The organism is Bacillus sp. PSXD-155, assembly GCF_049310765.1.
Lineage (GTDB): Bacteria > Bacillota > Bacilli > Bacillales > Bacillaceae_G > Bacillus_A > Bacillus_A cereus.
The window spans coordinates 239,033-250,848 of sequence record NZ_JBMOWC010000005.1; the positions used below are offsets into that span (position 1 = coordinate 239,033).

Sequence of the window (11,816 nt, forward strand, 5' to 3'; positions counted from 1 at the left end):
GTAGGGATGCCTCACTGATTAAAGTTTCAATTTATTAAAAATGAACAAATAAAAAAAGCAGCGATATTTCGCTACTTTTTCGAACGCATTACTTCTTTTAAAAATTCCGCTAATACTAACTGACGACGCCAGCGTGTTGGATTACTGCATAATCTATAAAACCACTCTAAATGAATCGCTTGAATCCATTTTGGTGCACGTTTTACTTCTCCAGCCCATACGTCTAAACTTCCACCCACTCCAACAGCCATTTTCGTTTCTAAACGATGCTTATTGTTTTGGATAAAGTTCTCTTGTCTCGGGAAACCGAGTGCAACAAGTAATAAATCTGGTTTTGCTTCTTGAATGCGAGAAATAATATTCTCTTCGTCTTCTTGTTTAAAATAACCATCTTGTGTACCGGCGATGGATACAGCTGAATATGTCTTTGTTAAATGATCTGCTGCAGCTTGTACAACATGCGGCTTTGCACCTAATAAGAAAACAGATACTGGTTTACTATCTTCTGATAACTTCGCAAGTAAATTACACATTAAATCAAAACCTGCTACACGCTCTTTTAAAGGTGTACCAAGCATACCACTTGCCTTTACAACCCCAATACCATCAGGTGTAATTAAATCTGTATTCAATAATGTTTGATAGAACTTTTCATCCTTTTTTGCGCACATAACAATTTCAGGATTTGCTGTTACTACCTGAAACGTATGAGTTCGTTCCGCTTCTAGTTGTTCTTTTAAATATTGGACCGTTTCATCCATTGTCATTGTAGAAAAAGGAACGCCTAGAATATCAACTGTTTGTACTGCCATAGTTAACTATCCTCTCTATCATTACAAGTTTTTCGCTATTAATTGCTTATATGTTTCTTTTGTATCTTCATATAGTTTTTGAAGTGAGAAGTTCATAGTAGCATGCTCATAAATATGTTTACCCATTGCTGCTAATTCTCCCGTTTTCCACTTATCATACGCTTCTTCTAAAGCTAATGCTAATGTCTTTCCATCACCTGTTGGCACAATCCATCCGTAAGTTTCATCTACGATTAATGGCTCAATTTCTCCAGCCCTAGTCACAATTGATGGTACACGTTGGTTTGCCGCTTCTAATAAAACTAGTGGGAACCCTTCACTATGGGAAGTTAATAAATTTACATGTGACGACGCAAATAATTGTTTTACATCTTGACGATGTCCTAAAAACTCTACTTTATCGTTAATCCCTTTTTCAGTAGCTAATGACTTTAGATTTTCTTCTAATGGGCCATCGCCAACTAATAATACTTTAATTTTCTCTAATTTTGTTTGTTGTAACGCATCGAATAAAACTTCATGTCCTTTGACGGGATGTAATCGTGCTACTTGGATTGCCGTAAATACATCTTCATCAATATTGAACATTTCTTTTTTATTATAGCCTTCTGCTTTTTCCTGATCGTATTCAATTCCATTATAAATAACATGCATCTTGTCATTTGAAATGCCTAATGCTGCCAAGCTTTTTTTCAATCTATTTGTTACAACGAAAAATAAGTCTATATTTTTTAAGGCTTTCAAATTTAATTTCGTAAAAATCCAACCTTTTAAGCCCTGTTTAGTAAAGTCTTGAAATGGATCACTATGAATAGTCGTTACCCATTTTGCCTTTATTCTCTTTTTCATTAAAGAAACATAGAAATTAGCCCTAGGACCATGTGTATGAACTACATCAAATTTTTCTTTATTAATAAATTCACTTATATTCTTTAAAATGGATAAATCATAGCGCGATTTTTGTGAAAACACATGGACTTTTATCCCTAACTCCCTTGCTTCCTTCGCAACAATTCCATCTTCAAATACTGCTAATTCTACTTCACCAGTTGGAAACTGATCGAGAAGTGAAATAATATGTGTTTTCCCTCCCCCATCTTCTGCTCCTGCATTCATATGCAATATTCTCATATTTTTTCCTCCTTTAAATCCTCGCTACGTTTCCATCTATTTTTATTTTACTGTACTAAAAAATAAAAGCTAACAAAAGTTAGCTTTTATTTTTATCATTCAATTTCTAGGTCTACTATTAGATAAGCTAACACCACTACAAAGTAAATTCCAACTCCTGGTGCTGTTAAAATATGTCCTGCAATATAAGCAATACCTAACGCTAACAATAAGCTTGCTGAAATCATTCCATATTTTATATTAAATATGTCCTTAAATCTCGTAGCAAATGCTAGTAGAATTCTTAGCCCGTAATAAATAAATGGAATCATTAGTAATACAAAGCCAATAATCCCGAAATCGTAAAACCAATCATGGAAGTCCATTTCAATTAGTTTTGGATCTGGCTGCTTTTGTTCATTGTATTTAAAGTTACCTGCATAACCCATTCCTAATAACTTTTGTGACATTGGCGCTTCTTTAAAGAACTGCTTATGTCTTTCTTCATATACTTGACGTCCACTGAAAATAAGGTTTTCTTGATTTTCTTTCTTTTGCTCTTTCTCAAGTTCTTTCTTAACTTCCTCTTCTATCTTCGCCTTTTCTTCTGGCTTTTCAACTTTATGATGATTTTCTTCTTTTGCTTTAAGTTCTTGTTCTTTTTTCAACTTATCTTTAATTTCTTGTTCTTTTTGGCCTTGCTGAGCCACATTTTGCTCTGATAAATAATTATTATGAATGCCCATATTTTGTGCTAATGGTGTTTGTTTAAACGTCCCAACTACACCAGCTAATAGGACAATAGCAATTACTGCGTTAAGTGCAAGAGATTTTTTGTTCGGATTTTTTCTATTAAATAATAATTGTAGTACAATGATCCCGATTGCTGCTGCCAACGTAGCACCAATTGAGCCCATTCCTACTTTTGTACCAACTTGAATTAATGAGTAAATCATTAAAAGTGATGGAATCCAATATAAAATATGTTTCCAGCTCTTTGTTTTTTGAATAGAATATAGTACCACAATAGGGAAAATAATAGCTAAGATTGAACCTAGTTCATTCCCTGCATAGAACCAACCTCGAGAACCAACCTTCATCCATTCATAACTACCAAAGTCAGTAGATGTTGAAATAGAAATAACCATAATTGCGTTAATGATTAATGTAGAATATACAATACTATTTCGAACCTTATCACTAATATTAACTTTCGTTTTCAATGATTTTAAAGCTAAAATGTATGATCCCAGCATAATATATATATATAATGCTTTCGCAACGAATTTAACTTCTTCACCAAGTACAATAGGATCCTTAACTAGTTTGTTATTAATAAATCCTATCCCTAAAACGCCGGCTAATAATATAAGATAAATTAAAAACTTTCTATTTTCCTTCTCTTTTGCCTGAATTAAAATGTAAATACCACCAACAGCCATAATAAGGAATCTTACTAAAATTCCAACGGTAGCATTTGACTTTAATAAAGTGATGCTAAGAGACGTTAATAAATCTAAAACAGGCTGTAAAATAATAAAAAAGAGCAAAAAATGCTCAAATCTAACCCTAGCTTGATTTGCTAACATTCCAAGACCTCCATACAAAATCTTAACATTATCTTTTAATCATAATTTATTATCGTTAAAACACACCTAGCAATTATAACATAACTCATATTTAAATTGAGAACTTATTTTTATGCCGAAACTAACCAAATCCAGCTTAAGTAGTGCTAGAAAACATTATCCTTTAGCTATTCTTCCCTATCTCTATAAAAACTATCTAACACTCTTCCACTTATTATCAGCATTATAGTAACATTTGTTAATTTATTTATAAGTATATAAAATTTAATAATTACATACAAACACCCACTCGGCTATCTTACAACTAAAGATTAACCTTGCTTCGTTTTCTCCTAAGCATTTTCAAACGCTTTCTTTATGTATTTTATCCGTTTTTATACATGTAACGAAAAGTAATTGTTATTTCCAATACTTTAGTGTATATTTTTTCTCTGGAACATCTTTAAGAGAAAGGGATTAAGGCCATGTTATTAATCGATATATTTACGTTTCTTGGCATTATCGCCGCTGCCATTTCTGGTACATTAGTTGGTTTAAAAAAAGATTTAGATTTATTTGGTGTCCTTTGTTTAGCTGTAGCTACTGCGCTCGGCGGCGGTATTATTCGTGATATCATGATTGGTAACCTGCCCCCTGTCGCATTTGTAAAACCCATTTACTTTTTCGTAAGTGTATTATCAGCATTATTTACTTGTATGTTTTTTGAGCGTATCAATAAACTTCAAGTCGTTATTATGCTTTCTGATGCTGTTGGATTAGGCGTTTTTACAGCTATTGGTGCAAATGCGGCAATGTCACATCATGTTGACGCCTCATTTCTAGTTGTTTCAATGGGAGTCATTACAGGTATTGGAGGCGGTATTTTGCGTGACATTTGTGCTCAAGATATCCCTTACGTATTCCGAAAAGAGATTTACGCAATCGCTTCTATCTTAGGAGCAATTAGCTTCCTAATCACATACGCTATGGGGGCGCACGTATTAGCTTTCTATGTTTGTTTATTAGTAACATTCGTTATTCGTGTCGTCACTGTAATATATAATGTGCATTTCCCTGTTTTCTTTAAAACACATGCTAAAATTAATAAAGGCCATTAAGAGAATTCTATCTAGAATTCTCTTAATTTATATACTATTCAACGAACTAATATAGAGTAATTATATATAAGCATATATAATTACTCTATATTAGTTTTAAAATTGAAAACGTTTTATATACAGGGGGAAGAATGATGCTTGGGGTTTTCAGAAAAAATATTAATAAAACAAATGCCAGTATAATCGAATTAAGTAAGGACCAACAAATAACTTTTAATGTACCTACTAATTCTGAATTGAAAATTCAAATGGATATGCTACATATTTCAAAAGAAGATTTACAAGTTGTAAAAGTACTACAGCCTTTTATTTATGCAGAAATTGATTGGATTACTGAAAAATTCTATGCCAACATTACAAAACAACCTAATTTAATTACTATTATTGAACGTTACAGCTCTATTCCAAAACTAAAACAAACTTTAAAAACACATATTAAAGAATTATTCAGCGGCAATATGCATGAAGATTTCATTGAACAGCGTGTTAGAATCGCCAAAAGACATGTGCAAATTGGTTTACATCGAAAATGGTATACTGCTGCTTATCAAGAATTATTCCGCTCTATCATGAAGATTTTGCAAACAAAAATAACAACAATCGATGATTTTTCCTATTCTATAAATGTCATAAATAAATTATTCACTCTTGAACAAGAACTTGTTCTTGCAGCTTATGAATCTGAATATGAAAGAATGCAAAAAGAGCATGAGAAAGAAAAAGAACTAACTGCTATGACAATTACGCATATTGCAACAGAACTAGCTGCTGTATCTGAAAAGACAAGCTCTTCTATTCAAAAACTAACCGCTAAGTCTGAAACTATTGTAGAGATTGCTAAAACAGGTACATCATTAGCTACAACATCTGAAGAAAAAGCGAATAAAGGGAAAGAACAATTAAACCAGCAAAACAAACGAATGGGATCTATTCAAATGAATATGGAAACGATTATTACAGATACTCATGAACTTCTTGATATTTCTAACAAAATTAACGAAATCATAGATATCGTTAAATCAATCGCGGAGCAAACAAATTTACTCGCACTAAATGCTGCTATCGAGTCTGCACGTGCCGGAGAATTTGGGAAGGGGTTTTCTGTTGTTGCTGGTGAAATCCGAAAATTATCAGAGCAAACGAAAGAATCTATCTTTAACGTTACAAAGCTCGTCGAAAAAACAAATGAACAAATTATCCGTGTCTCGTCTTCCGTGAAACAAATTAGCTCTCTCGTATCAGAAGGAACGGATAGTATGTCGGCAACAGATCGATACTTCCAAGAAATTGTAAAAGATATGTCTAACTCAAAAGAACAGAATAAGAAAATTGAACATGAGCTACAAGCTATTTCACAAGTAATGAAAGGAATTCAAGATGATTCCTCACAAATGGCTCTAACAGCCGATAATTTACAACTAGAACTAAATCGATAAGATAAAGTGAAACTTTAATCAGCCCTCAACAATCGGGCTTTTACAGGCAGTCCGCCCCCACCTAACTTCTTTGCTTTCGCTGATTTTGAGGTGGGGTCTGACTGTCCGGAAAATAGCGGAATAAAATTCAGGTCCGGCATACTTTCCATTTTGCACTGACTACTAAATTTCATCTTCCATCAAAAAAAGAATCCAGAATGGATTCTTTTTATTTTCTGAAAAATATTTTTTGACAATACACATAACTCATATAAACACCAAAGCTCTGCAAAATAAACAATGCCGGCATAATTACATTGTAATATGCCATATCTACTTGGAAAAACCTTAACAATACGTAGCCACTAATTAAAAATAAAAACAACATATACCCTTCATTTTGTTGTTTCTTAATAAGGAAGTGCAATAGAGCTATAGTCATAAACAATGTTACGGCTATATATATCAGTTTTTCACATTTGAAAAGAATAGAATTTATCCCCTCATCTGAAAACTGATTTATCATCGGTTCTAAAAGTTTAAATCTTTCTCTCTCAATCTCTTTTAACTTTTGATCAATATGCTCTGTTACACTTTGATTTTTCGATATTTTTTCCTCATGTTTCGTTTTTCCAATTAAGACAGATTGAACATACGTCTCATTCGAAATCGTATATTGTGACAATCCCATTGCCTTAATTCCATAATTCACACCAAAATGAGTACTATAAAATAGAATAAGTATCCCTACCATCTTTAGTAACGCTTTTTGTTTCGTTGCTGATTGAGACACTTCAATTAATAATACATATACAGTGATAAAAATAGGAAGAAATAATCCCATTGGAAAAATCATATTACTAAATGCAAATAAAACCGCTGAAAACACCCACATATAAGGATGATCTAACCCTTTATATAAAAGTATGTAACAAGCAAAATAAAATAAAAATATTGCAAGTGACTCAGGAGTTAATACGGAACTCAGCAATATATTTGGGATATACAGAGCATAAAATATAGAAGCAATACGACCGCATTCTTCTCCAAAAACCATTGCCGCAATACGATAAATAAAAAATGCGGTTCCTGCGCAAAATAACACATTAAATAGTTGTAAAGCGAATAATGTATCACCGAATATACGAATGATTACTGACTCATATATAATAAAAGGCAAATGAGTTACAGTCCCTATATTATTACCAATTGCAATCTGCTTTGCAGACTCATACATCACTTTCATATCACCAATTATTGGAGCATCTACAAATAACAGCATACTAAGCCTCACAACTATAGATATACTTATAAGAAAAATAAGAAATTGTTTATCTGTAAAACGATATTGTAGAATTGATGCCACTAACAAAATAAGTATGACGAAAATTGCCAATATGATTGTTACACTTGTTGTACTTCCTCCAAAGAATTGCTTACTTGTCTCAAATGCTACCCAACAACTATAAACGAAAAATGCGAGCATCGCACCGATCGTAATTTTATTGAAGAAAGATGAAAAATTTGTTTGTATATGATTCATATGTCCATTGCACCTCTATTTCCATTCATAACAAAATGATTCTATCATGAATGGGTACACGGCTGATAGGGAATTTCTATGACGAATACATAGTCATTACTTTTTACTTGCAATGTAAGCGAATCCTCTTTTACACTACATTTTAGATAAAATAAATTTTCTTTCAGTTACATGAATACAAATACAGAAGTTTAAATAATCCTCTTTTGGAATACACTTTACTTCATTAAATATCTAATATGAGTACTCCACTTACACATATTATTCTGATTGAAAACAGACTATAGGGGCTGAATATATGGAAAAGAAATTCATGCGAGAATCTAAAGCAATTAAGACAACACGTGTTTTTCCTAACGATTTAAATAATCACCAAACACTTTTTGGAGGGAAATTATTAGCAGAAATTGATAGTATTGCTTCAATTGCGGCTGCAAGACATAGTCGTAAACATTGCGTAACAGCATCTATTGATTCAGTTGATTTTTTAACTCCAATTCACCAAGCTGATTCTGTTTGTTATGAAGCATTTGTGTGTTATACAGGGAAATCTTCAATGGAAGTTTTCGTAAAAGTAATCGCAGAAAATTTATTAGCAGGCGAGCGTAGAATTGCTGCTACTTGCTTTATTACATTTGTGGCTATAAAAGATGGAAAACCTTCGTCCGTACCACAAGTACTACCTGAAACTCAGGAAGAACATTGGTTACACACAACCGGTTTAGAACGCGCGGAAAACCGAAAAAAGGGACGTTTAAAAAGTAAAGAGATGGCTGAAGTTTTAACTTTAAGTAAGCCTTGGAATATTTAACATAATCTTCTCATCATACATGCACAGGTCCTTCCTTGCATGTATTTTTTATTATAAAAAATACTATCGCTTGCTTCATCATAATGCGGAATGGATAGCGCTTCATTAAAAGATATATAAATAATAGTATTGGATATAAAGCAACTTGTAGGCGTAAGTACAATGCTAAAAAGTAGAAAATGTTTCGTTTTATGAGTATCAGCTAATTTTAAGCTCCAATATAATAATCCCAATGAAAAGAATAGAAACTGTCCTTCTGTTAAATTTTCCACAACAATCTCTGGAGGATACACCGCTAATAAGAAAGCACCTATTAATCCTGCAGTGGGATTCAATAAATAAGTACCAATCTTATAAGTTAGTAAAATAATAAGTACTCCTAATAGGATAATAATTAATTTAGCTACAAAAAGGCCTTTATTACCATTTCCAAAAAAGTAAAATACAGTAACTAAAAACACTGGAAAACCTGGCATAATATGAATAGGTGTTTTATCAAGCTCATGATATATTAACATTCCTGTTTCCAATAAAATAGTTTCCATTTTTTGATAACCTATATCATCGCTAGCTAGAGTCAAATCTGCACCATGTGTTTGTAAAGTTGCAAAACGAAGCGCAAATCGCCTTAACATTTCATATTTCCCCTTAAAATACATAATTTTCAAATTTTATTTATATATTTTCACAAGAAAATATATTCTATTATTGTACTTTGTATACAAAGTACAATAATAGAAAGTTGATTTACAAAGTTTATATGCGTTAAACTGATACAGATGTTCTTGTAATCTTCTTCCTTTCAAAAGGCTTGTATATATGGTGCAAGACATAAAAAATTTGAGGAGATAAAAATTCTATGATGGAACAAAAACAACTTGTTTCTGTTGTCATACCTCTGTATAACACAGAAAAATATATTGAAGACACAATGCAGTCAATACTGGATCAAACATATAAAAACATTGAAATTGTAATTGTAGATGATGGAAGTAAAGATCAATCACCTTCTATCGTAAAAAATCTTGCAGAAAAATATCCGGGGCAAGTAAAATACGTTCACCAAAAAAACCAAGGCGTTTCAGTAGCTCGTAATACAGGGATTGAAAATGCTAGCGGAGAATATGTCGCTTTCCTTGATAGTGATGACTTATGGCATCCAACTAAAATTGAGAAACAAATCGAGAGTATGCATAAAAACAACATGGACGCGTGCTATTGTGGTTATATGAATTTCTACGAAGAAACAGGTGAAAAGGTTGAGCATACAACAAACTTTATTAAAGGTGATATGGCAAAAGCATTCTTAACACACCAAGTTGTTGCTCAAACAAGTACTTGGATTTTCAAACGCTCTATCGCAATGAATCATAATATCCGTTTTACACCAGGATGTAGCTGGGGAGAAGACTTGGAGTTTTTATTTAAACTAATGAGTGTGACAAATGTATGCTATGTCGATGAATACTTAACATATTATAGAATCTTATCGGAAGGAAATCTTTCTTCTAAATATAAAGATTACGAATTAAAAACCACTAAAGAACTGGAAGTATTCAATCGTATGAAAGACTGGGTACATAATAAATCTCAAGACTTCATTACGAAAGACCCTCAGTCACTTATTGAGATTCTTGAGACTTATTTATTCCCTTATACGGTTATCAATAATGCTTGTATATACATTAAAGAAAACTCTCAATTGGATAATGCTCAAGTTCAATTAATCAAAAAAGATATAAAGAAATATTGCCGTAAAATCTATTCAAAAAACGGAAAGCGTAGTAAAAAACTATATGCAATGCTTTGGTTTGTGCGAATTAAATTTCTGTTTTCTTAAACCGAAAATATAGTACTCACCTCTCTTTCCGTAAACAAATCAAATTTACAAATAGGACAAACTAAAAAAGTCCTAAAGAATAGAAAGGTTTTTTCTCATGAAAACAAATAAGATTCTTAAAAATGCCTCCTACCTATTTGTAGGAAATATTACTGTTCGATTTGTACTTGCTATCGCGACGATTCTCTTTGCAAGATACGTTTCTCCTGGTGAGTATGGAATGTTTACAACTGCATTAGCAGTTTCCGCTGTTATTTGTTATTTCACAGATGCAGGTTTGACACATACGTTTATGCGTGAAGGAACAAGAAAAGATGCAAATATTAGCGTACTAATCAGTAGTTATTTACGCATTCGTTTCGTATTAGCTGTCGTAATTTCTGTACTCTTCGCTATTTTTGCTCAGTTCTTCTATACGGATGTCTACTTACGTGCCATGGTATATTGGGTTGTACTACCGACAATGTTTGGAGCAACTTTACAAGGCGTTGGAATGGCTTATTTCCAAGTAACAGAACGTATGCAATTTACAGCGATTATTTCTGTACTACAAGGTGTAACAGCCGCAGCTGCGCTTCTACTAGGAATGTCGTTGAAATGGTCACTTATGACAGTCGCTGCCATGTACGGGATATCTAGTCTTGTAACAGGAGTCATCGCCTTCATAATGGTACTCCGCCATACGACAGTTCATAAGGGCTGGGACAAAGGAATTTTAGATCAACTGCTGATTTTCACAATCAATGGCATTATCATTATGCTTTTACCACAGTTAGGCCCTATTATATTAGAAAAAGTTTCGACGTATGAGCAAGTTGGATTCTTTGGAGCTGCATCGAAAATACCTGCAGTCCTTTATCAAATACCTGGTGTAATTGCAGCAGCCTTCTATCCAAAATTATTTGCGTTTGGAAATGAAAAGAATATTGATGAACATAGAAAACTATCTCAGTTTGAATTAAAACTGATGTCTTTCTTAGGAATGGGGATCTCCATTCCATTTATCGCTGATCCAAGCTTTTGGATTGTTACTTTGTTAGGTGAAGAATATGCTCCAGCTGGTGATGCTCTTGCCATTTTAGCCTTTATGGTCATTCTACAATCTATTAACTATCCACTTGCTGATAATTTAACGACAATTGGTCAACAATGGAAACGCGCAACAACAATGGGAATCGGACTAGCTGTTGCCGTTATAAGTTACATCGTCTTAGGTGGTCAGTTTGGAATGATGGGAGCCGCTATTGCCGCTATCCTTACCGAGATTACGTTATTAATCGGATTCACTCTATTTGTTCGTAAAGGCTTCTCTTTACTATTTAAAGGGATTATATTCAATACCTTAGCCTTTATAATCAGCTATATTCTATACCGTACAATATTAATTACCTTACCGCCACTAGTTGCTTTAACAATTACTGGTATATTATACGGTATTATCGGTCTTGCAATCGATCCACAAATACGCGGATTGATTTTAGGATTTATAAATAAAAAACTGGCTCGAAAATAAATAAAAATAAAAACTTCAAATCAAATTTGAAGTTTTTATTTTTATCTTCTTCACTTAAAAAATGAGCCCTTTTCCAATCTATATCT

Annotated in this window: 9 protein-coding genes and 2 pseudogenes; 6 read left to right on the forward strand and 5 right to left on the reverse strand. The window is 32.8% G+C overall.

Going from position 1 to position 11,816, the window contains the following annotated elements; all coding sequences use genetic code 11:
• Window positions 1–71 precede the first annotated feature (71 nt).
• The 3 genes from ACO6VI_RS07705 to ACO6VI_RS07715 all read right to left on the reverse strand — a co-directional run bounded on the left by ACO6VI_RS07705 (window position 72) and on the right by ACO6VI_RS07715 (window position 3,511).
• The gene (locus tag ACO6VI_RS07705) at window positions 72–812 is read right to left on the reverse strand and encodes a WecB/TagA/CpsF family glycosyltransferase (RefSeq protein ID WP_000290751.1); all 741 of its coding nucleotides are present in this window, start codon (window positions 810–812) and stop codon (window positions 72–74) included.
• Between the two features lie 21 nt (window positions 813–833).
• Complete coding sequence (locus ACO6VI_RS07710) at window positions 834–1,943, reverse strand: glycosyltransferase family 4 protein (RefSeq protein ID WP_001221224.1); 1,110 nt, start codon at window positions 1,941–1,943, stop codon at window positions 834–836.
• A 95-nt stretch (window positions 1,944–2,038) separates the two neighbouring features.
• A complete protein-coding gene (locus ACO6VI_RS07715) occupies window positions 2,039–3,511 on the reverse strand; it encodes an O-antigen ligase family protein (protein ID WP_053563281.1) in 1,473 nt (490 codons plus the stop codon).
• 464 nt (window positions 3,512–3,975) lie between these two features.
• Here ACO6VI_RS07715 and ACO6VI_RS07720 point away from each other — a divergent pair, with 464 nt between their 5' ends.
• The 3 genes and pseudogenes from ACO6VI_RS07720 to ACO6VI_RS07730 all read left to right on the forward strand — a co-directional run bounded on the left by ACO6VI_RS07720 (window position 3,976) and on the right by ACO6VI_RS07730 (window position 6,044).
• Window positions 3,976–4,608, forward strand: a complete 633-nt coding sequence (locus ACO6VI_RS07720) for a trimeric intracellular cation channel family protein (protein WP_000924377.1) — start codon at window positions 3,976–3,978, stop codon at window positions 4,606–4,608.
• 134 nt (window positions 4,609–4,742) lie between these two features.
• A pseudogene (locus ACO6VI_RS07725) lies at window positions 4,743–5,288 on the forward strand (protoglobin family protein); the annotation flags it as partial.
• Window positions 5,289–5,342: 54 nt separating this feature from the next.
• Window positions 5,343–6,044 carry a methyl-accepting chemotaxis protein gene (locus tag ACO6VI_RS07730; protein WP_372430521.1) on the forward strand — a complete coding sequence of 234 codons (702 nt, stop codon included), beginning with the start codon at window positions 5,343–5,345 and terminating at the stop codon, window positions 6,042–6,044.
• A gap of 208 nt (window positions 6,045–6,252) precedes the next feature.
• Here the strand turns inward: ACO6VI_RS07730 and ACO6VI_RS07735 are convergent, their stop codons facing one another.
• Entirely contained in the window at window positions 6,253–7,566 is a 1,314-nt protein-coding gene (locus tag ACO6VI_RS07735) for an ArnT family glycosyltransferase (protein ID WP_098033493.1), read from the reverse strand.
• A 298-nt stretch (window positions 7,567–7,864) separates the two neighbouring features.
• On the opposite strand from ACO6VI_RS07735, the gene ACO6VI_RS07740 reads away from it, so the two are divergent.
• Window positions 7,865–8,377 carry an acyl-CoA thioesterase gene (locus ACO6VI_RS07740; protein WP_000412126.1) on the forward strand — a complete coding sequence of 171 codons (513 nt, stop codon included), beginning with the start codon at window positions 7,865–7,867 and terminating at the stop codon, window positions 8,375–8,377.
• A gap of 61 nt (window positions 8,378–8,438) precedes the next feature.
• On the opposite strand, the pseudogene ACO6VI_RS07745 reads toward ACO6VI_RS07740, so the two are convergent.
• Window positions 8,439–9,036: pseudogene (locus ACO6VI_RS07745) on the reverse strand (4-amino-4-deoxy-L-arabinose transferase); the annotation flags it as partial.
• A 200-nt stretch (window positions 9,037–9,236) separates the two neighbouring features.
• Between ACO6VI_RS07745 and ACO6VI_RS07750 the strand changes: the two are divergent.
• Both ACO6VI_RS07750 and ACO6VI_RS07755 read left to right on the forward strand, forming a co-directional pair.
• Complete coding sequence (locus ACO6VI_RS07750; protein ID WP_098818234.1) at window positions 9,237–10,217, forward strand: glycosyltransferase family 2 protein; 981 nt, start codon at window positions 9,237–9,239, stop codon at window positions 10,215–10,217.
• Window positions 10,218–10,314: 97 nt separating this feature from the next.
• The gene (locus ACO6VI_RS07755) at window positions 10,315–11,730 is read left to right on the forward strand and encodes an oligosaccharide flippase family protein (RefSeq protein ID WP_029443701.1); all 1,416 of its coding nucleotides are present in this window, start codon (window positions 10,315–10,317) and stop codon (window positions 11,728–11,730) included.
• The last annotated feature ends 86 nt before the right edge of the window (window positions 11,731–11,816 follow it).